Source organism: Pantoea sp. DY-17, assembly GCF_019795975.1.
GTDB lineage: Bacteria > Pseudomonadota > Gammaproteobacteria > Enterobacterales > Enterobacteriaceae > Pantoea > Pantoea leporis.
Map to the genome: position 1 here is coordinate 1 of NZ_JAIMIG010000003.1, position 21,130 is coordinate 21,130.

21 protein-coding genes are annotated in these 21,130 nt (G+C 54.7%); 8 read left to right on the forward strand and 13 right to left on the reverse strand.

Annotated features, from left to right (window positions below; translation table 11 throughout):
* Positions 1 to 287: 287 nt before the first annotated feature.
* Positions 288 to 848 carry a D-glycero-beta-D-manno-heptose 1,7-bisphosphate 7-phosphatase gene (gene gmhB / locus K5Y33_RS14250; protein ID WP_110867583.1) on the reverse strand — a complete coding sequence of 187 codons (561 nt, stop codon included), beginning with the start codon at positions 846 to 848 and terminating at the stop codon, positions 288 to 290.
* A 187-nt stretch (positions 849 to 1,035) separates the two neighbouring features.
* On the opposite strand from gmhB, the gene metN reads away from it, so the two are divergent.
* The 6 genes from metN to proS all read left to right on the forward strand — a co-directional run bounded on the left by metN (position 1,036) and on the right by proS (position 6,609).
* Positions 1,036 to 2,067 (forward strand): methionine ABC transporter ATP-binding protein MetN, encoded by a 1,032-nt coding sequence (gene metN / locus K5Y33_RS14255; protein WP_101762027.1) that lies wholly within the window; start codon positions 1,036 to 1,038, stop codon positions 2,065 to 2,067.
* Positions 2,060 to 2,713, forward strand: a complete 654-nt coding sequence (locus K5Y33_RS14260) for a methionine ABC transporter permease MetI (RefSeq protein ID WP_101762028.1) — start codon at positions 2,060 to 2,062, stop codon at positions 2,711 to 2,713. Before metN ends, K5Y33_RS14260 begins: the two co-directional genes overlap by 8 nt.
* Positions 2,714 to 2,750: 37 nt before the next feature.
* Positions 2,751 to 3,566: a MetQ/NlpA family lipoprotein gene (locus K5Y33_RS14265; RefSeq protein WP_101762029.1), complete on the forward strand. Its 816-nt coding sequence runs from the start codon at positions 2,751 to 2,753 to the stop codon at positions 3,564 to 3,566.
* Between the two features lie 129 nt (positions 3,567 to 3,695).
* Positions 3,696 to 4,097, forward strand: a complete 402-nt coding sequence (rcsF, locus tag K5Y33_RS14270; RefSeq protein WP_101762030.1) for an Rcs stress response system protein RcsF — start codon at positions 3,696 to 3,698, stop codon at positions 4,095 to 4,097.
* Positions 4,094 to 4,801 carry a tRNA (N6-threonylcarbamoyladenosine(37)-N6)-methyltransferase TrmO gene (gene tsaA / locus K5Y33_RS14275; protein ID WP_192235639.1) on the forward strand — a complete coding sequence of 236 codons (708 nt, stop codon included), beginning with the start codon at positions 4,094 to 4,096 and terminating at the stop codon, positions 4,799 to 4,801. The genes rcsF and tsaA overlap by 4 nt, the downstream gene beginning before the upstream one ends.
* A gap of 89 nt (positions 4,802 to 4,890) precedes the next feature.
* Positions 4,891 to 6,609: a proline--tRNA ligase gene (gene proS / locus K5Y33_RS14280; RefSeq protein WP_110867580.1), complete on the forward strand. Its 1,719-nt coding sequence runs from the start codon at positions 4,891 to 4,893 to the stop codon at positions 6,607 to 6,609.
* A gap of 30 nt (positions 6,610 to 6,639) precedes the next feature.
* Here proS and arfB read toward each other — a convergent pair whose 3' ends face one another.
* Positions 6,640 to 7,050 carry an alternative ribosome rescue aminoacyl-tRNA hydrolase ArfB gene (gene arfB / locus K5Y33_RS14285; RefSeq protein WP_101762033.1) on the reverse strand — a complete coding sequence of 137 codons (411 nt, stop codon included), beginning with the start codon at positions 7,048 to 7,050 and terminating at the stop codon, positions 6,640 to 6,642.
* A gap of 214 nt (positions 7,051 to 7,264) precedes the next feature.
* On the opposite strand from arfB, the gene K5Y33_RS14290 reads away from it, so the two are divergent.
* Entirely contained in the window at positions 7,265 to 7,465 is a 201-nt protein-coding gene (locus tag K5Y33_RS14290) for a YaeP family protein (RefSeq protein WP_036622231.1), read from the forward strand.
* Positions 7,452 to 7,715, forward strand: a complete 264-nt coding sequence (rof, locus tag K5Y33_RS14295) for a Rho-binding antiterminator (protein ID WP_101762034.1) — start codon at positions 7,452 to 7,454, stop codon at positions 7,713 to 7,715. Before K5Y33_RS14290 ends, rof begins: the two co-directional genes overlap by 14 nt.
* A 39-nt stretch (positions 7,716 to 7,754) precedes the next feature.
* Here rof and K5Y33_RS14300 read toward each other — a convergent pair whose 3' ends face one another.
* The 11 genes from K5Y33_RS14300 to lpxD all read right to left on the reverse strand — a co-directional run bounded on the left by K5Y33_RS14300 (position 7,755) and on the right by lpxD (position 21,129).
* Complete coding sequence (locus tag K5Y33_RS14300; RefSeq protein WP_217549331.1) at positions 7,755 to 8,063, reverse strand: cytochrome c; 309 nt, start codon at positions 8,061 to 8,063, stop codon at positions 7,755 to 7,757.
* Between the two features lie 14 nt (positions 8,064 to 8,077).
* Positions 8,078 to 9,379, reverse strand: coding sequence for a tRNA lysidine(34) synthetase TilS (tilS, locus tag K5Y33_RS14305; protein WP_222234359.1), 1,302 nt, complete (start codon positions 9,377 to 9,379; stop codon positions 8,078 to 8,080).
* A gap of 54 nt (positions 9,380 to 9,433) precedes the next feature.
* Positions 9,434 to 9,823 (reverse strand): VOC family protein, encoded by a 390-nt coding sequence (locus tag K5Y33_RS14310; RefSeq protein WP_210080834.1) that lies wholly within the window; start codon positions 9,821 to 9,823, stop codon positions 9,434 to 9,436.
* A 75-nt stretch (positions 9,824 to 9,898) separates the two neighbouring features.
* The gene (locus K5Y33_RS14315; protein WP_222234360.1) at positions 9,899 to 12,049 is read right to left on the reverse strand and encodes a lysine decarboxylase LdcC; all 2,151 of its coding nucleotides are present in this window, start codon (positions 12,047 to 12,049) and stop codon (positions 9,899 to 9,901) included.
* Between the two features lie 360 nt (positions 12,050 to 12,409).
* Complete coding sequence (gene accA, locus K5Y33_RS14320) at positions 12,410 to 13,369, reverse strand: acetyl-CoA carboxylase carboxyl transferase subunit alpha (RefSeq protein ID WP_101762038.1); 960 nt, start codon at positions 13,367 to 13,369, stop codon at positions 12,410 to 12,412.
* 12 nt (positions 13,370 to 13,381) lie between these two features.
* Positions 13,382 to 16,864 carry a DNA polymerase III subunit alpha gene (gene dnaE, locus K5Y33_RS14325; RefSeq protein ID WP_101762039.1) on the reverse strand — a complete coding sequence of 1,161 codons (3,483 nt, stop codon included), beginning with the start codon at positions 16,862 to 16,864 and terminating at the stop codon, positions 13,382 to 13,384.
* 31 nt (positions 16,865 to 16,895) lie between these two features.
* On the reverse strand, positions 16,896 to 17,522 hold the full coding sequence (rnhB, locus tag K5Y33_RS14330) for a ribonuclease HII (RefSeq protein WP_192235647.1): 627 nt from the start codon (positions 17,520 to 17,522) through the stop codon (positions 16,896 to 16,898).
* Positions 17,515 to 18,663: a lipid-A-disaccharide synthase gene (gene lpxB / locus K5Y33_RS14335; RefSeq protein ID WP_222234361.1), complete on the reverse strand. Its 1,149-nt coding sequence runs from the start codon at positions 18,661 to 18,663 to the stop codon at positions 17,515 to 17,517. Before lpxB ends, rnhB begins: the two co-directional genes overlap by 8 nt.
* A 3-nt stretch (positions 18,664 to 18,666) precedes the next feature.
* The gene (gene lpxA / locus K5Y33_RS14340; RefSeq protein ID WP_101762042.1) at positions 18,667 to 19,455 is read right to left on the reverse strand and encodes an acyl-ACP--UDP-N-acetylglucosamine O-acyltransferase; all 789 of its coding nucleotides are present in this window, start codon (positions 19,453 to 19,455) and stop codon (positions 18,667 to 18,669) included.
* A gap of 3 nt (positions 19,456 to 19,458) precedes the next feature.
* Positions 19,459 to 19,914: a 3-hydroxyacyl-ACP dehydratase FabZ gene (fabZ, locus tag K5Y33_RS14345; RefSeq protein ID WP_007893924.1), complete on the reverse strand. Its 456-nt coding sequence runs from the start codon at positions 19,912 to 19,914 to the stop codon at positions 19,459 to 19,461.
* Positions 19,915 to 20,103: 189 nt separating this feature from the next.
* On the reverse strand, positions 20,104 to 21,129 hold the full coding sequence (gene lpxD, locus K5Y33_RS14350) for a UDP-3-O-(3-hydroxymyristoyl)glucosamine N-acyltransferase (RefSeq protein ID WP_110867574.1): 1,026 nt from the start codon (positions 21,127 to 21,129) through the stop codon (positions 20,104 to 20,106).
* Between the last annotated feature and the right edge of the window lies 1 nt (position 21,130).

Here is a 21,130-nt window from a genome sequence, read left to right on the forward strand (position 1 = left end):
CTGCGAGTGCCCACACAGATTGTCTGATAAATTGTTAAAGAGCGTTGCGAACAGCGGCTGAACCGTCTGTCGCGAGGTGGCGTATACTACGCTACTCTCCTTCGGAGTCAAACACTTTTTTCAGCGTCTTCATCCGGCGGGATGAATTTCTTCACTCCCTGCTGAGCCGTCTGCGTTGCCGCTTTGCCGTCTCAGTGGTGGCGCATTATAGGGAGTTATTCGGAGCTGACAAGTGCAAATTTCAAGTTTTTTGCTGTTCGCTTGAAATTTGCGCAAAAGACCCGTTTTCAGGCCTTTTTGATGCGTGCTGGCAGCTCTGCCAGACTGTTAATCACCCAATCCGCCACTGCTTCCCCTTCTGCCGTTACCGGCTTGCCACTACGCACCAGCACTTTGGTACCCACCCCCGCTGCTAACGCCGCCTGCATATCTTCTAATTTGTCGCCTACCATATAAGAAGAAGCCATATCGATATCCAGATGCTGCTGCGCGGAGAGCAACATGCCCGGCTGCGGCTTACGGCAATCACACTGCTGGCGATACGCTTCTACCGTGGCATCTGGCAAATGCGGACAGAAATAGATGCCATCCAAATCAACATCACGATCGGCCAGCGACCAATCCATCCATTCTGTGAGTTGCATAAACTGGTCTTCGGTAAACATGCCACGCGCAATGCCCGACTGGTTAGTCACCAGTACCAGCGCATAGCCCATCTTCTTTAACGCCTGTAGCGCTTCGATGGTGCCATCAATGAATTCGAAATTATCGATTTCATGAACATAGCCGTGATCAACATTCAATGTGCCATCACGATCAAGAAAAATAGCCGGGACTTTGTTCGCCACGTAGAAACTCCTGCTGAAAATGTGTCGCTAAGTATCGCATGATTGCGTATAGCGAGAGAATGGCAGTTTGAATGACTTCCATTGATTTAGCCGTCTGGATGCCTTAACATCCATCCAAATTTCGCACAGCCCTGCTGAGTGAAGCCCGATACACCACGGACTATGCAACACGATAATAAATAAGCTAATGATTAAACTCGAAAATATCACCAAAGTATTCCAGCAAGGCTCACGCACCATTCAGGCGCTGTCCAACGTCAGCCTGCACGTGCCTGCTGGACAGATCTATGGCGTCATCGGTTCCTCTGGAGCCGGTAAAAGTACCCTGATTCGCTGCGTCAATCTGCTAGAGCGCCCAACCTCCGGACGCGTGCTGGTTGATGGCCAGGAATTAACCACCCTTTCTTCTGGCCAATTGACGCTGGCACGCCGCCAGATTGGCATGATTTTCCAGCACTTTAATCTGATGAACTCCCGCACCGTCTCCGGTAACGTGGCGCTGCCATTAGAGTTAGGCAATCTTTCGCGCGAACAGATAAAGAAGCGCGTTAGCGAATTGCTGGATCTGGTGGGATTATCAGACAAGCATGATAGCTGGCCAGCGAATCTCTCTGGCGGACAAAAGCAGCGTGTTGCGATTGCCCGCGCACTGGCGAGCAATCCTAAGGTGCTGCTGTGTGATGAAGCTACCAGCGCACTGGATCCTGCAACCACGCGTTCGATTCTGGAGCTGCTTAAGGACATTAACCGTCGTCTGGGCATTACCATTCTATTGATCACCCATGAAATGGATGTGGTGAAACGCATCTGCGATCAGGTTGCGGTGATCAGCAATGGTGAGTTAATTGAAAAAGACAGCGTGAGCGAAGTGTTTTCGCATCCGAAAACGCCGCTGGCGCAACAATTTATTCAATCGACGCTGCATCTGGATATCCCCGACGACTACCAGCAACGCATGGCGCCACAGCCAACAGCTGATAGCGTGCCGCTGCTTCGTCTGGAGTTCACCGGCAAATCGGTGGATGCTCCGCTACTGTCAGAATCGGCTCGACGCTTTAACGTTAATAACAACATCATCAGTGCGCAGATGGATTACGCCGGCGGCGTGAAGTTCGGCATCATGCTGGCTGAGATGGATGGCAGTGAAACAGATACACAAGCCGCGATTGCCTGGCTGAAAGAAAATCATGTGAAAGTAGAGGTGTTGGGTTATGTCTGAAGCGATGATGTGGTTACTGACGCGTGGCGTCTGGGAAACGCTGATGATGACCTTCGTCTCTGGTTTCTTTGGTTTTGTCCTCGGTCTTCCGATTGGCGTGCTGCTGTATGTGACGCGTCCCGGCCAGATTCTGGCCAACAACGCGCTTTATCGCGTGCTGTCCGCGCTGGTGAATATCTTCCGTTCGATTCCGTTCATTATCCTGCTGGTATGGATGATTCCGTTCACCCGCGCCATAGTCGGCACCTCGATTGGCCTGCAAGCCGCGATTGTGCCGCTAACCGTCGGCGCCGCGCCGTTTATTGCACGTATGGTGGAAAACGCCCTGCTGGAACTGCCAACCGGATTGATCGAAGCATCTCGCGCCATGGGCGCCACGCCGCTGCAGATCGTGCGTAAAGTCCTGCTGCCGGAAGCGCTGCCAGGTCTGGTGAATGCCGCTACAATTACCCTGATTACGCTGGTTGGCTACTCCGCAATGGGCGGAGCGGTTGGCGCAGGCGGTTTGGGCCAGATTGGCTATCAATACGGTTACATTGGCTATAACGCCACCGTAATGAACACCGTGCTGGTTTTGCTGGTTGTGCTGGTCTATTTAATCCAATTCTGTGGCGACCGCATTGTACGTGCTGTGTCCCATAAGTAAGCAAGCAACATCAATAGTCCTCTATTAAGGAAAGGATATGTCTTTTACATTTAAAAAGATTGCCGCTGTGGGTGCTCTGATTGGCGCAATTGCGCTGGCAGGATGCGATCAGAAAGCAAAAGATCCAAACCACATTAAAGTGGGTGTGATTGTCGGCGCTGAACAGCAGGTTGCTGAAACTGCAGTTAAAGTGGCGAAAGAGAAATATGGCCTCGATGTTGAGCTGGTGACCTTTAACGATTACGTGCTGCCAAACGAAGCGCTGAGCAAAGGTGATATTGACGTTAACGCCTTCCAGCATAAGCCGTATCTGGATCAGCAGATCAAAGATCGCGGTTACAAGCTGGCCATCGTAGCGAACACCTTCGTTTACCCAATCGCCGGCTACTCGAAGAAAATCAAATCACTGGATGAACTGCAGGACGGTTCACAGGTTGCTATCCCGAACGACCCAACCAACCTGGGACGTTCACTGTTGCTGCTGCAGAAGGTCGGCCTGATCAAACTGAAAGATGGCGTTGGCCTGCTGCCAACCTCACTGGATATCATTGAGAACCCGAAAAAGCTGAAGATCGTTGAGCTGGAAGCGCCGCAGCTGCCACGTTCACTTGACGATCAGCAGATCGCACTGGCGGTGATCAACACCACGTACGCCAGCCAGATTGGTCTGACGCCAGCGAAAGATGGCATCTTCGTGGAAGACAAAGATTCACCTTACGTGAACCTGATTGTTAGCCGTGAAGACAACAAAGACGCTGAGAACGTGAAGAAGTTTGTGCAGGCTTACCAATCAGACGAAGTGTCTGAAGCGGCCAACAAGATCTTCAACGGCGGCGCAGTGAAAGGCTGGTAATGTTCACCTTTCATGCCTTGCAGGGCGGCTTCGGCCGCCCTTTCTTTTGCCATAAATTGCACCTGACTTGTTATTTATTGTCGTCCTTGTTTCAATAACGCCACTTTTTTATTACTTGAGGATGTTGCTATGCGTTTTTTACCGCTCTGCTTGTTAGCATTGATGCTAACCGGGTGTGTGCGTGAATATCACCCGATAAGCAGTGCTCCTTCTCGTCCGCAACAGGCATCCAGCGAGCCACAACGCAAACCGACTCCACGTCCCGCGCCGGTGAAGATCTACACCGATGCGACCGATCTGGTCAGCAACCCGTTCCGCGATTTGGGCGAAGTCTCTGCTGAAGATTGCCAGAGCAGCAGCCAGGATTCGCCTCCTAACATCAACACCGCGCGCAAGCGCCTGCAGATTCGCGCAGCCGGCATGAAAGCCAACGCCGTCCTGCTGCATAAGTGCGAAATTGTCACCAGCACGCCGGGATGCTATCGCCAGGCCATTTGCCAGGGCTCCGCACTGAAAGTATCAAATCAATGAGTGAGTTTGCCTTTGCGCAAATCGGCGTAATTCGTTCGCCGTGGAAAGAGAAGTTTGCCGTCCCGCGCCAGCCCGGTCTGGTGCAGGATGGCGGCGGCGAGCTGCATCTGCTACCACCTTACAATCAGCCGGAAGCGGTACGCGGGCTGGAAGCGTTTAGTCATTTGTGGGTGCTGTTTGTGTTCCACCAAACGATGGAAGGTGGCTGGCGTCCGACCGTGCGTCCACCGCGCCTCGGTGGCAATGCGCGTATGGGCGTGTTCGCCACCCGTTCAACCTTCCGCCCCAATCCTATCGGTATGTCGCTGGTTGAGTTAAAAGGCATTCGCTGCGAGAAGCAGCAGGTGATCTTGCAGCTCGGCAGCCTCGATTTAGTCGATGGCACGCCGGTGGTGGATATCAAACCTTATCTGCCGTTCGCCGAAGCGCTGCCTGATGCGCGCGCCGGGTTTGCGCAGGCGGCGCCTGATGCCACCATGCCGGTGCGCTTTTCGCCGCTGGCGCAGAGCCAGCTTCAGCTGCAGCAGAAAACCCATCCGCAGCTAGCGCGTTTCATTAGCGAAGTGCTGGCACAGGATCCGCGCCCGGCTTACCGTAAAGGTGAGACGGAAGATCGTGAATATGCCGCCTGGCTACTCGACTTTAACGTGCGCTGGCGCATTGATGAGGCAGGAACCGAGGTGATCGCCCTCGATCCCCGTTAAAACCCGCTTTTGAGTGATTGATCTCGCTGGTACACTAGCCGCCAGAAAAATTTTGTCAGTTTCCTTCCGTATAACTGGAATCGTAATCAATGCGTACTACTCAATATCTGCTCTCCACTCTGAAGGAGACACCTTCCGATGCAGAAGTGATCAGCCACCAGCTGATGCTGCGCGCCGGCATGATCCGCAAACTGGCTTCCGGTCTCTACACCTGGTTGCCGACCGGGATTCGCGTGCTGCGAAAAGTTGAAAACATCGTGCGTGAAGAGATGAACAACGCCGGTGCGATTGAGATCTCCATGCCGGTGGTTCAGCCTGCCGATCTGTGGGAAGAGAGCGGCCGTTGGGAGCAATACGGCCCGGAACTGCTGCGCATTAAAGATCGTCACGAACGTCCCTTCGTGCTGGGTCCAACCCACGAAGAAGTGGTCACCGATTTGATCCGCAACGAGCTGAGCTCTTATAAACAGCTGCCGCTCAATCTGTATCAGATCCAGACCAAATTCCGCGATGAAGTGCGCCCGCGTTTTGGTGTGATGCGTTCACGCGAGTTCATCATGAAAGATGCTTACTCGTTCCACACCACGCAGGAATCGCTGCAGGAAACCTACGACGCGATGTACCGCGCCTACAGCCAGAGCTTCAGCCGTATGGGCCTGGATTTCCGCGCCGTACAAGCTGACACCGGTTCTATCGGCGGCAGCGCATCACATGAATTCCAGGTGCTGGCGCTGAGCGGTGAAGATGACGTGATCTTCTCCAGCGAATCTGATTACGCGGCCAACATTGAGAAAGCCGAAGCCTTAGCGCCGGCTGGCGAGCGTCCGCAGGCCACAGAAGCCATGACGCAGTTCGATACGCCAAACGCCAAAACTATCGCCGAGCTGGTTGAGCAACATCAGTTGCCGATTGAGAAAACCGTTAAGACGCTGTTCGTCAAAGCCACCGAAGAGAGCGGCCACACGCTGGTTGCCCTGCTGCTGCGCGGCGATCATCAGCTGAACGAAATTAAAGCTGAGAAGCTGGATATCGTCGCTGAACCGCTGGAGATGGCGAGCGAAGAACAGATTCGCGCGCTGCTGGGTGCCGGTCCAGGCTCGCTCGGCCCGGTCGGTTTGACCATGCCAGTGATCGCCGATCGTACCGTGGCAAAAACAGCTGACTTCTGCGCGGGTGCCAACATTGATGGCAAACACCTGAGCGGCATCAACTGGGGCCGCGATCTGCCAGAACCGCGCGTGGAAGATATCCGTAACGTGGTGGAAGGCGATCCAAGCCCAGACGGCAAAGGTACGCTGCTGATTAAACGCGGTATCGAAGTGGGCCACATCTTCCAGCTGGGTACCAAGTACTCCGAAGCGATGAAAGCAGCGGTTCAGGGCGAAGATGGTCGTAACCAGGTGATGACCATGGGCTGTTACGGCATCGGTATTACGCGCGTTGTGGCGGCGGCAATTGAGCAGAACAACGACGAACGTGGCATCATCTGGCCTGCGGCATTGGCACCGTTTGAAGTGGCCATTCTGCCAATGAATATGCACAAATCTTTCCGTGTGCAGCAGTTGGCTGAAGAGCTGTACAACACGCTGCGTGCCAAAGGCATTGACGTGATTCTGGATGACCGTAAAGAGCGTCCAGGCGTGATGTTCGCGGATATGGAGCTGATTGGCGTGCCGCACACCATCGTAATTGGCGATCGTAATCTCGATAACGAAGAGATTGAGTACAAGGCGCGTACCGCCAGCGAGAAGCAGATGATTAAGCAACATGACATCGTCGACTTCCTGGTGAAAGCACTCAACAAGTAACGCTAAAACGCCTCCAGCCGGAGGCGTTTTTTATTGCACCTTTCCGCGCATCGCCTTCACGTTACTGCGCCGCGTTTTACCTTCCAGCCGCCTCACTTTAGAGCCGTGCGTCGGTTTGGTCGCACGCCGCACTTTTTCCACCGTGGTTAACTCCCGAATCAGATTTATCAGCCGCTGCACGGCCGCTTCCCGATTCATTTCCTGGCTGCGATGTTCCTGTGCTTTGATGATCACCACGCCTTCCGCGGTAATCAAATGATGGCTCGCCGCCAGCAGCCGCTCTTTATAAAACGGCGGCAGCGATGAGGCATGAATATCAAATCGCAGGTGAATCGCCGTCGACGTTTTATTCACATGCTGGCCACCGGCACCTTGCGCACGGATGGCACTGAGTTCCACTTCATTATCTGCAAGTGAAAGCGATCGAGACAGCACAATCATCTGTCACCTACCGTTTGGCTCGACGTTGCGTCGCGTAATAACCTGTTCATCAACTTAACCTTTTGTGCGCACGCTGAATGCATAAGACCAGCGCGAAATGTCACTTTTGCCCATTTGCTTGCATCATTCCCGTGACGACCGGGCTGATTTCGATGAAATTCCTGTGATATAGTCGCCTATCATCCAGAGTATCAACTCTGCTGAGGAGGTGTATGTGCAAAAGTATTGTGAGTTAGTTCGCCAGAAGTATGCCGAAATTGGTAGCGGCGACCTTGGGTATGTGCCAGACGCCATAGGTTGTGCGTTGAAGGCTCTCAACGATATTGCCGCTGATTCTGCGCTAAACTCTTCTCTCAGGGAACAAGCAGCGTATGCCGCTGCAAACTTATTGGTGAGCGACTATGTTGACGAATGAAGCCTACAAACCCATCAACTGCGATGATTACGACAACCTTGAACTCGCCTGCCAAAAACACTGGACGCTGTCGTTAGAGTTAAAAAACGGCGATCAGCTCAAGGCCAAAGCCGTGGACATGGTCTCACGTAAAAACGTCGAGTACCTTGCCGTCGATCTTTCAGGCGAGACCCGCGAAGTGCGGCTCGACCACATCGCCAGCTTCACACATCCTGAGCTGGGCACCGTCGTCGTCAGCGAAGACGAGTAAAACCTCTCTCGGGCGGGAATCACATCCCGCCCACCTCGCTTAAGGTTTTAACGAACTGTAATACGCCGATAAATCTGCCATATCCTGATCGCTCAATCCCGCTACAAACGCTTTCATCACTTCCGCCTGGCCGCCGCTCCGCTCGCCTTTTTTATAGGCTTGCAGTGAATGCAGCAGATAAGGCGCATGTTGCCCGGCCAGATTGGGATAGAGCGGCACCGCGCTTTTGCCCTCCGCACCGTGACACGCCATACAGCTTGCCGCTTTTTGCGCACCCGCATTCACATCGCCATCGGCCAACGCCGGCAGCGCCGCAGCGAATAACGCCGCGGCCGTCAAAAGTTTCATCATTGCTCTCCATTTTATTGTTGTGGTGACCAGATCGCCTGCCAGCCTTGCTCGTTGCTGGCTGCGCCTTCGCGGGTAATAAACAGCCCCGGCGCGCTAATTAACGTCTGGTTAAAATAAATCAACGGAATACGTTCGCGCTGCCAGGGCGCAACGCCCAGCTCTTGCCACAGCTTCTTCATCTCGCGGCCACCTGCGCGCCCCTGTATATGATAATAACCCTGCGCCTGGAAGCGGATCGTGATCGCTTCATCCGCTGCAGGCTGGCGCAGCTCGGCAATCCACGCATTCGCGTGCAGCGAACCTAAACCGGCGGGTAAATTAAGCGGCTGCGTGCGGTCTTGCCAGGTTAGCAAGTGCTGACTAAGTGAAGGCTGCGGCGGTAACCAATAGAGTTGCTGGCGATAGCGGCGCAGCTCAAAAGCGCCGAAACGCAAACAAGGTTTGGCATCTTCACGGCTGTTGATGACTTCATCGGTGATACGTTTTAATGCCTCGCGCGAAGGCATCGCGCCGCCCTGTTGAGCAATCCAACGGCGTAACAGCGCATGACGCCGCGCTTCGCTCATGTTCATTAACGGCGGGAAGTGCAGCGCGCCCTGTGCATCGCTAAGCTGCGCCAGCTGTTCCGCCAGCAACTCGTCGAGCAGTTGCTCCTGCTCGCCACAGAGCGCGGCGCTGCGTGCACTGGCGGCACTGAAGTGCGGCCAGCGCGCCTGCAGCTGCGGCAGAATCTGCTGACGCAGGAAGTTGCGGTCATAGCGGCTATCGGCGTTGCTTTCATCTTCAATCCAGCGCAGTTGATGCTCGGCAGCATAGTTTTCCAGCTGCTGACGGCTAACGTCGAGCAACGGACGCAGATGCCGATGTTCACCCACGCTGCGCTGCAGCGGCATCGCGGCCAAACCCGCCGGTCCGCTGCCGCGTTTTAACGCCAGCAGCAGCGTTTCCGCCTGATCGTCGAGGTGCTGAGCGGTAAGTAAGTGTTCACCGGGTTGCAGATGCTGAAACAGCGCCTGATAGCGTGCTTCGCGGGCAGCCGCTTCAATGCCGTTGGCGCGGCCATCAACCTGCACATGCAGCACTTCACAGGGAATCTGCCACTGCTGGCAAACTTGCTGGCAATGCAGCGCCCAGCTATCGGCATTCGGGCTAAGACCATGATGGACGTGTAACGCGCGCACGCGTAGCGCTGGCTGCTGACGTTGCCAGCAGACCAATTGATGCAGTAGCACGGTGGAATCAAGTCCGCCGCTGAACGCCAGCACATAGCCAGCGTCGGGTGTCAGCAGCGAAGCAAGATGAGATAAAGACATGAGCGCGTTCCGTCCGGGCGAGCCACCGAATTGCGGCTCGCGGCGGACGCTAGTTTACGCCTGATACAGCTCCAGCGGCAAACCATCCGGATCGGGGAAGAAGGTGCAGGCTTTACCGGTTAACGCATCGATACGAATCGGCTCACACGTCACGCCCTTCTCCGCCAGCGCCGCTATGGACTGCTCAACATCGTCAACGCAAAACGCCAGATGACGCAGGCCGCAGGCTTCCGGTCCACTAACGCGTGGCGGCGGCGAGGGGAAAGAGAACAGCTCAATGGTATAAACCCCATTCAGGCCAAGATCGCCTTTCCACGAGTCACGCTCGGCGCGGTAATATTCACCCAACAATTCAAAGCCCAGCACATCACAATAAAACGCCTTACTGCGCTGATAATCGGTGGCAATAATGGCGATGTGATGGATCTGTTTAATCTGCAGCATAGCGACTCCGGTTTTCACACAAGCCGCTTACCCTACGTGGCAAATGCGGCGATGAAAAGAGGTGATTGTCCTAAGTTAGCCTTCGTCATCTTCACGCAATACGCGCACCAGATAACGCCCATCGTCCGTCAACGTCGCACCGTGAATGTCGGTCTCGAAGCCGGGATAGTGCCGGCCGATGGTGCAGAGCATCAGCAGAAAATCGAGCACTGAACGGCTCTCTTCGGTGATCATCTCGCCCGGCATCACCACCGGCACGCCAGGCGGATACGGCAGAATCATGTTGGCGGAAATGCGCCCCACCAGCTCGCGAATATCCACCGTTTCCACCTGACCTTTTACCTGGCGCTGAAACGCCTGATGCGGCGTCATTTTCATCTCCGGCAGCACGTCGAATGCTTTCAACATCAGGCGCGGCAGATCATGTTGCAGGATCAACTGATGAATACCCTGCGCCAGCGTTTGAATGCGCATGTTGCGGTAGAAGTCGGGATCTTCAGCGTAGAGATCCGGCAGCATGTTTTTCACGCGCAGGTTGAGATCGTATGCACGCTTAAACTCCGTCAGCCCACGCAGCACGCTCATCGCTTTGGTTTTATCGATGCCGATGCTGAACAGGAACAGCAGATTGTATGGCCCGGTTTTCTCCACCACGATGCCGCGCTGATCGAGGAACTTCGCCACCAGCGCGGCTGGAATGCCCTCTTCCGCCATGTTACCGAGCTCGCTCATGCCCGGCGTCAGAATGGTGACTTTGATCGGATCGAGATACATATGATCGCGATCGGCATGGGTGAAACCGTGCCAATCCTCCTCGCCCGGCTGGATCGGCCAGCATTCGGCTTGATCGACCTGCTCCGGCTGCCAGATATCAAAGAACCAGCCGTCAGACTCTTCCCGCAAGCGTTGAATCTCACGACGGAAATGCAGCGCACGTTCAACCGAGCGGTTGATCAGTCGCTTACCCGGATTGCCGCGCAGCATCGCCGCCGCGGTTTCAATCGACGAGACAATCGCGTAGCTCGGCGAGGTGGTGGTGTGCATCATGTAGGCTTCGTTGAAGGTGTGCTCGTCGTAATCGCCTTTGATGTGAATCAGCGAAGCCTGCGAGAACGCCGCTAACAGTTTGTGCGTCGATTGCGTTTCATAAATCACTTTGCCGGGAATACGATCGCCGCTCATGCCGCTTTTACCGGCATAGATCGGATGGAAATTGGTGTACGGCACCCACGCAGAATCAAAGTGGATCGATGGCACATCCAGCGTCTGTTTGATGAACTGCGTGTTGTACAGCAGGCCATCGTAGGTTGAGTTGGTGATCACCGCATGCACCGGCCAGCTAGCGCGCGGCGTGGCGTTGACCTTTTGCTGGATGTTGTCACGCGTAAACTCGCGCTGCGGAATGCCGCCCAGAATGCCCAGTGCGTTGCGCGTCGGTTTCAGCCAGATTGGGATGATGTCGCTCATCATCAGCAAATGGGTCAGCGATTTATGGCAGTTGCGGTCAATCAGCACCGTGCTACCCGCAGGCGCCGCATACATGCCGACGATTTTATTCGAGGTCGAGGTGCCGTTAGTCACCATGTAGCTTTGCTCAGCGCCAAAGGTGCGCGCAACGTACTCCTCCGCTTCCAGATGCGGGCCGGTGTGATCGAGCAATGAACCCAATTCCGTGACCGAGATCGAGACATCCGCTTTTAAGGTGTTCGAGCCAAAGAAGTCATAAAACAGGCTGCCCACCGGGCTTTTCTGGAAAGCGCTGCCGCCCATGTGACCCGGCGTGCAGAAGGTGTATTTGCCCTCTTTGACGTAGGTGAACAACGCTTTAGTTAGCGGCGGCGTGATGTTATCGATGTACTCATCGGTGTACTGACGAATATGCAGCGCGATGTCATCGGCAGCGCTCAGGGCATACTCGAAGAAGTGCAGCGCCATGCGCATCTCGTTGATGCTGACATCCATCTGCGAATGGGTGTTGATGAAGGCATACAGCGGCAGATATTCATTAAGCTGATTGATCTCGCTACACAGCGCCAGACTGTAATCGTCCCAGTCAAAAATCACACCGCAGATACGCGGATTGTGTTCAATCAACTTCAGCAGGTCGCTGGCATTATTGGGGTAAACGGTTTGGAAGCCTTGCAGCTTGAGGGCAGCATCCAGTTCGCGAATAGGCTCATCTTTGTAGAAAGCGCCGTGCGGTCCCATGATCGCAATAATATTCAATGCTCACCTCCTGTGGTGTTGTGGCACTGAATAAGGATAGCGAAAAGCGCGCGTGGATAAACCTGGAATGCTCTGCTGTTGAGTGATTGCAACCGAATGCTAATGCACCAGAAAAGCCACGATCAAGCCAAAGGGGACAGGAAAGACCAGCCCGAAGAGCAAAGCGTCCGAGCCATGGATGGCGAGGCCGATCTGCATGGATGCAGTTATTCTTTGCGATCGGGCTGGTCTTTTCTGGAACTTGCACCGGAGTCACAGCGAAATCGTCGAACCAGGTAGCCATGGATGGCTGATCAGAATGGTGTTCGTTCGACATAAAAAAAGCGGACCGGGGTCCGCTTCTTGCTTAGCTCTGATGTATCAAGCGTAGCCGTAGTTCATCAGGCGCTGATAGCGACGGTTGAGCAACTCTTCGGTGCTCAGCACATCGAGATCGGCCAGATCGGCCAGCAGTTGCTGCTTAAGAGAAGCCGCCATATCTACCGGCTGACGATGCGCGCCGCCCAGCGGCTCAGGAATGATGGAATCGATCAGCTTCAGCTCTTTCAGACGCTCAGCTGTGATACCCATCGCTTCGGCAGCCAGCGGAGCTTTGTCGGCGCTTTTCCACAGGATCGACGCACAACCTTCCGGTGAAATCACCGAATAGGTGCTGTATTGCAGCATATTGACTTTGTCGCCCACGCCGATTGCGAGCGCACCACCGGAACCGCCTTCGCCGATTACGGTACAAATCACCGGAATTTTCAGGCCAGACATTTCACGCAGGTTGCGTGCGATCGCTTCTGACTGACCGCGCTCTTCTGCACCCACGCCCGGATAAGCTCCCGGCGTATCGATGAAGGTGATCAGCGGCATCTTAAAGCGTTCAGCCATTTCCATCAGACGCAGCGCTTTGCGATAGCCTTCTGGTGCCGGCATACCGAAGTTACGACGAATTTTCTCTTTGGTTTCGCGACCTTTCTGATGACCAATGATCATCACTGGACGACCGTCAAGACGGGCAATACCGCCGACAATCGCTTTATCATCGGCATAAGCACGATCGCCAGCCAGTTCGTCGAAATCATCAAACGCGTTGCGGATATAGTCCAGTGTATAAGGACGCAGCGGATGACGCGCGAGTTGCGCCACTTGCCATGCGCCTAAATCGGAGAAGATTTTACGGGTCAGCTCAACGCTTTTTTCGCGTAAACGCTGCACTTCCTCATCCAAATTAATATCGTGTTTCTCATCCGAACGGCCAATCGATTTTAACGAGTCGATTTTCGCTTCAAGCTCTGCGATTGGCTGTTCAAAATCCAGGTAATTAAGACTCATAATGTTCCTGTTTTAGTCAAACTCCAGTTCCACCTGCTCCGATCCTACTAACGACCGCAAATCGTTGAGTAAACGATCGCTGGGCGAAATACGCCACGCTGCACCAAAGCGTAGCTTCGCTCGCGCATCGGCTCTCTGATAGTAGAGATGCACCGGAATGGTCCCGGAACGATGAGGCTCCAGAGACTGGCGGAGACGGTTTAAAAGCTGGTCATCAATTTGCCTGTCCGTCAGCGAGATAGCAAGTCCGCGCGCGTATTTTTCCCGCGCTTCGTCGATGTCCATCACTTCTCGAGCGGTCATTTTAAGGCCACCGCTAAAGTCATCAAAGCTGACCTGTCCACTGACGATCAGGATACGGTCCTTCTCCAGCAACTGCTGGTATTTATCTAACGCATCGGTAAATAACATCACTTCAAGACGACCAGAACGATCGTCAATGGTACAAATACCAATTCGGTTGCCGCGTTTAGTGACCATCACACGGGCGGCAATCACCAGCCCCGCCGCGACGGTTACTTTACCACGATCTGTCGGATGCATGTCTTTCAGCCGCATGCCGCCGACGTAACGCTCGATTTCTTTCAAATACTGGTTAATCGGATGGCCGGTAAGATAGAGACCCAAAGTCTCACGTTCGCCATCCAGTTGAATTTGTTCCGGCCACGGCGTGATGCTGGCGTAGGATTTCTCTACCTGCTCTGGCTCTTCGGCCAGCACGCCAAACATATCGGCCTGGCCGATGGCTTCGGCTTTAGCATGCTGATCGGCCGCTTTTAATGCATCGCCGAGTGCACTCATCAAAGCCGCGCGATGCGGGCCGAGACGATCGAATGCGCCCGACATGATCAGTTTTTCCATTACGCGACGGTTGATCTTTTTGGTGTCGGTGCGCGCACAGAGATCAAACAACTCTTTGAAGTAGCCGCCTTCATTACGCGCATCAATGATCGCTTCGATCGGGCCCTCACCCACGCCTTTGATCGCGCCGATGCCGTAAACGATCTCGCCTTCGTCATTGACGTGGAACGGATACAAACCGGAGTTGATGTCTGGCGGCAACACTTTGAGGCCCATGCGCCAGCATTCGTCGACCAGGCCAACCACTTTCTCGGTGTTATCCATATCAGCGGTCATTACGGCCGCCATGAACTCTGCCGGATAGTGCGCTTTCAGCCACAGCGTTTGATAAGAAACCAGCGCGTAAGCGGCGGAGTGCGACTTGTTAAAGCCATAACCGGCAAATTTTTCTACCAGATCGAAGATTTTCATCGACAGCTCACCGTCGACGCCCATCTTCTCCGCGCCGTCCCGGAACACCGAACGCTGCTTCGCCATCTCTTCGGGTTTCTTTTTACCCATCGCACGACGCAGCATGTCCGCACCGCCCAGCGTGTAGCCAGACAGCACCTGCGCAATCTGCATCACCTGTTCCTGATACAGAATGATGCCGTAGGTCGGCTCCAGCACCGGCTTCAGGGTTTCGTGCTGCCACTGAATATCCGGATAAGAGATCTCTTCGCGACCGTGCTTACGGTCAATGAAGTTATCTACCATGCCCGATTGCAGCGGTCCCGGACGGAATAGCGCAACCAGTGCGATCATATCTTCGAAGCAGTCAGGCTTCAGACGTTTGATCAGATCTTTCATGCCGCGCGATTCAAGCTGGAACACCGCCGTGGTTTCCGAGCGCTGCAGCATATCAAAGCTTTTCTTGTCATCCAGCGGAATGGCGGCGATATCAATCGGTGGCAAACCCTGCTTTTCACGGCGCGGGTTAATCATCTTCAGCGCCCAGTCGATGATGGTAAGCGTACGCAGGCCAAGGAAGTCAAACTTCACCAGCCCGGCATATTCCACGTCATTCTTATCAAACTGGGTAACCGGGAATTGCCCGTTTTCATCGCAGTACAGCGGCGCAAAATCGGTGATTTTGGTCGGCGAAATCACCACACCACCGGCGTGTTTACCGGCGTTACGCGTGACACCTTCCAGTTTGCGCGCCATGTCGATCAGCGCTTTCACCTCTTCATCAGCCTCGTAGATCTCCGGCAGCTGCGGTTCAGCCAGGAAGGCTTTCTCCAGCGTCATGCCCGGATCCGGCGGGATCAGTTTCGAGATACGATCAACAAAACCGTACGGATGGCCGAGTACGCGTCCCACATCGCGGATGACCGCTTTCGCCGCCATGGTACCGAAGGTGATGATCTGCGATACCGCATCGCGTCCATACATATCGGCCACGTGATCGATCACCTGATCGCGCTTCTCCATGCAGAAGTCAACGTCAAAGTCAGGCATCGAAACACGTTCCGGGTTCAGGAAACGTTCGAACAGCAGGTCAAACTCCAGCGGATCGATATCGGTGATTTTCAGCGCATACGCCACCAATGAACCGGCACCCGAACCGCGGCCTGGGCCGACGGGAATGCCGTTGTCCTTCGACCACTGAATAAACTCCATCACGATCAGGAAGTAGCCCGGGAAGCCCATCTGGTTGATAACAGTGAGTTCAATCTCCAGACGTTCATCATATTCCACGCGTTTTTCTGCGCGCACCGCCGGATCCGGGAAGAGGAATTCCATACGCTCTTCCAGGCCTTCACGTGACTTCGCCACGAGGAAGTCTTCAGTGCTCATGTCACCGGTGGGGAACTGCGGCAGGAAATATTCGCCGAGGCGCACCGTCACGTTACAGCGCTTAGCAATCTCTACGCTATTTTCCAGCGCTTCCGGAATGTCCGAGAACAGCTCGCACATCTCCTCTTCACTGCGCATATATTGCTGAGGACTGTAGTTGCGTGGACGCTTGGGATCGTCCAGCGTATAGCCGTCATGAATTGCGACGCGGATTTCATGCGCATCAAAATCTTCTTCATTCAGGAAGCACACTTCGTTGGTGGCAACGACGGGAATGCCTTCGGCCACCGCCAGCTCGACGGCGGCATGCAGATACGCTTCTTCATCGGCGCGACCGGTGCGCATCAATTCCAGGTAATAACGATTCGGGAAGTGTTCCTGATAAAAGCTTAAACACTGCGCCACCATTGCGCTATTGCCGCGCAGCAGACTGCGGCCCACGTCGCCGCGACGTCCGCCAGACAGCAGAATCAGGCCTTCGCCCAGCTCCAGCAGCCAGTCGCGATCGATGATTGGGCCCGCAATGCCGTAACCGCGCTGATATGCACGTGAAATCAGCAAGGTCAGGTTTTGATAACCGGTGTTATTGGCCGCCAGCAGCGTTAACTGTGTCAGCTCATCGCCCATCAATTCGCTGGCAACCTGGAAGTCAGCACCAATAATCGGCTTGATCCCCGCGCCGTGTGCGCTACCGTAAAAACGCACCAGCCCGCACAGGTTGATGTAATCGGTAATGGCAATCGCCGGCATGCCCAGCGCAGCCGCCTTCTTGACTAAGGGTCCGGTTTTCGCCAGACCATCAACCATGGAGTAATCACTGTGGACGCGCAGATGTATAAAACGAGGTTCAGCCATATCAGTTTCCGGTTAAAACAGCGTCAGGCTATTAAAGCGTAGTTGGCTGGCGGGCTGCCAGCACATCGGCATCAATCAAGGCGTTACGCACCGGCGCAAAGCTGCGACGATGATGAGGTGTGGCGCCGTGCTGCGTCAGCTTTTCCATGTGCAGCGCGGTTGGATAGCCTTTGTGTTGCGCAAAGCCATATTGCGGGAACAGCAGATCCAGTTCGGCCATTTCACGATCGCGCGTGACTTTGGCGATGATCGAGGCGGCACTGATCGCTTGCACCAGGCTATCACCCTTCACCACCGCCTGCGAGGGCATCGGCAGCGCCGGGCAACGGTTACCATCGATCAGTACGAAGTCCGGTACAATGTGCAAACCCGCGACCGCGCGCTGCATCGCCAGCATAGTAGCGTGCAGAATATTGAGCTGATCGATCTCCTCTGGCTCGGCACGACCAAGGCTCCAGGCCAGCGCCTTTTCTTTGATCTCGTCATACAGCGCCAGACGACGCTTCTCGGAGAGCTTTTTCGAGTCGGCCAGTCCGGCAATCGGGTTGGCGGGATCGAGGATCACCGCCGCCGTGACCACGGCGCCAACCAGCGGGCCGCGCCCTACTTCATCAACGCCAGCAATCCGCTGCGCGTTGGGATAGATAAATTCAGCCATTGATAATCTCCAGTACCGCATCCGCCGCCTGCTCATCGGCATTCCAGCGAATCTGTTGATGCAGTTCGGTGAAGGTTTTCAGTAGCGCTTCGCGCTCCGGGCCCGCGTGCAGCAACGGCTCCAGCGCCGCGGCGAGCGCGTCGGGCTGGCATTCGTCCTGCAGCAATTCTTTCACCAGCTCGCGACCGGCCAGCAGATTTGGCAGGGAAACGTACGGCGTTTTTACCAGACGTTTTGCCAGCCAAAAAGTAGACGGCTTCATGCGATAACCGACCACCATCGGGCATTTCGCCAGCATGCACTCCAGCGCGGCGGTGCCAGACGCAAGAATAGCGGCATCGCTGGCCAGCATCGCCTGACGGCCTTTGCCATCCAGCAAATGCATCGGCAGTTCTGGCGCAACTTGCGCTTTGATCTGCTCAAACTGCGCGCGGCGTTTGGCGTTCACCAGCGGCACCACGATTTCCAGCGTGGGATAGCGCTGACGCAACAGCTGCGCGGCGCGCAGGAAATCGGCGCTGAGCATTTCCACTTCGGCAACGCGACTGCCCGGCAACAAGCCAAGGCAAATCGCCTCGTCAGCAATGCCTAACTCGCGGCGCGCCGCCAGCTTATCGGGCTGCAGCGGCATCGCATCAGCCATGGTGTGGCCGATAAAGCGGCACGGCACGTTAAAGCGATCGTAAAACGCTTTTTCAAACGGCAGGAATGCCAGCACCAGATTGGTGTTGCGGCCGATTTTGAAAACGCGCTTTTGACGCCATGCCCAAACCGAAGGGCTGACGTAATGAATGGTGCGAATGCCCGCGCGCTTGAGGCGACCTTCCAGCGTGATGTTGAAATCCGGCGCATCAATGCCCACGAACACATCCGGCTTGAGTTCGGTGAAGCGCTGTGTCAGGTCACGACGAATTTTCAGCAGACGCCGCAGGCGTCCCAGCACTTCGACGATGCCCATCACCGCCAGCTCTTCCATCTCATACCAGGCTTCGCAGCCTTCGGCCTGCATCAGCGGACCGGCCACGCCAACAAAGCGCGCATCAGGATGGCGCGCTTTTAACGCACGGATGAGACCTGCACCAAGAATATCGCCGGAGGTTTCTCCGGCGACCAGGGCAATCGTTAGGGGACGCGCTGACATGGATTAACGAATCAATCCACGCGTTGAACGGGCAAAGAAGTCATAGAAAGGCTGCACTTCGCTGTGTTGTTTCGCCAGCTCTTCAATCTCTGGTTTCACTTCATCCAGCGTTTTGCCGCTGCGGTACAGCAGTTTGTACGCGTTGCGTATGGCATGCAGCGCTTCTTTGCTAAAGCCACGACGCTTCAGACCTTCGATGTTGATACCGTATGGCGTTGCGTGGTTGCCCTGCGCAATGACATAAGGCGGCACATCCTGCGCGACGCCTGAACAACCGCCAACCATCACGTGAGCACCAATGGTGCACCACTGATGTACCGCCGTCATGCCGCCGATAATCGCAAAATCATCAACGGTGACGTGACCGCCCAGCGTGGCATTGTTAGCAAAGATGCAGCGATTGCCGATCACGCAGTCATGCGCGATGTGAGCATTCACCATCAGCAGGTTATCGCTGCCGACTTTAGTCACATTGCCGCCCTGTGTGGTGCCACGATGAATGGTGACGCTCTCGCGGATGCGGTTACGATCGCCAATTTCAACGCGCGTCGGTTCGCCCGCATATTTCAGGTCCTGATTCACTTCACCGATGGAAGCGAACTGGTAGATCTGATTGTCTTTGCCGATACGCGTGTGGCCGTTCACCACCACGTGCGATTTGAGTACGGTTCCTTCACCAATTTCCACATTAGCGCCGATAAAGCAGAACGGGCCGATATGAACATTGGCGCCGATGACGGCACCCTCTTCAATGACAGAACTGGGATGGATATTGGCGGTTGAATCAATCACTTATTATGCCTCCCGGCTACGGGCACACATCATGGTCGCTTCACAGACAATTTTGCCGTCCACGGTCGCCACGCCTTTAAAGCGCGTCAGACCACGACGGGTTTTCTCGAAGGTCACTTCCATGATCATCTGATCGCCCGGCACAACCGGACGTTTGAAACGGGCTTCATCGATACCAGCGAAGTAATAGAGTTCGCCTGGTTCCAGTTTCCCAACGCTTTTGAACGCCAGAATACCGGTCGCTTGCGCCATCGCTTCCAGGATCAGAACGCCTGGGAAAATCGGCTTACCAGGGAAATGTCCCTGGAAAAACGGTTCGTTAACAGAAACGTTCTTCACCGCGCGCAGATATTTATGCTCTTCAAAATCCAGCACGCGATCAACCAGCAAGAAAGGATAGCGGTGTGGCAGCAGTTCTAAAATCTCTTCAATTTTCAGAGTATGCGTTTCAGTAGTCAAAATACTCTTCCTGTCCTAAAAATCTGATGGCAACAATAACACGGCCTGCACCGATCAAAATGATCTTCCGCAGGCCGCAAATTAGTTCGGGGCGTTTCGCTTTCTTACGATACCTGCTGCCATTCTCGGGTTACCGAAGGTGGAAGAAAGTACACTTCTTGTTATGAAAGCGAGTAGCGTGGGATGCGTTTAGTCGTCTTTACCGACCTTACGTTCGATGGCTTTTAAGCGTTTGCTTATTTCATCGATGTTCATCACCAGCGCTGCTGTTTTACGCCAGGTTTTGTTGGGTTGCAGTGGAATACCCGACGAATATACGCCTGGCTCTGTGATCGGGCGCATTACCATGCCCATGCCCGTTACGGTCACTTTGTCACAGATTTCCATATGGCCGTTAATGACGCTGGCGCCGCCAATCATACAGTAACGTCCAATCTTCAGACTACCCGCCATGATCACACCACCCGCAACAGCGGTGTTATCACCAATCACGACGTTGTGCGCAATCTGACACTGGTTATCTATGATAACACCATTGCCGATCAGAGTGTTATCCAGCGCGCCGCGATCGATGGTAGTACAGGCACCAATTTCAACCCGATCACCAATCACGACGGTACCCAGCTGCGGGATTTTCACCCAATTGCCGCGATCGTTAGCATACCCGAAACCATCAGCACCAATGACGGTGCCGGACTGAATCAGACAATCCTGACCAATCTGGATTTCGTGATAAATCGTGACGTTAGCCCACAAACGTGAGCCGCGACCGATACGCGTCTGCTTACCAACAAAACATCCTGCGCCAATAACGACGTCGTCACCCAGCTCTACGCCAGACTCGATCACCGCATTTGCGCCTACCGAAACGTTGTTACCCAGCTTAGCCGTTGCATCGATCACCGCGCTGGGCGCGATATTCTGCGCGGGCTGCGGCGTTGTGTCCAGCAGTTGTGCCATGCGGGCATAAGTCAGGTAAGGATTTTTCACCACCAGGGCGGCCGTTTTACACCACTCCAGATCCGCTTCCGTCAGCACCACGGCTGAAGCCTGGATAGTAGCGAGCTGCTCGCGGTAGCGGCTGTTTGCAAGAAAAGTGATTTGGCCAGTTGTGGCGGATTGCATAGAAGCAATGCCGGAGATGACGATATCGCCATCTCCGTGCAATTCTGCATCCAACTGCTGGGCTAAATCAGCCAGTCGAATTGATGACATC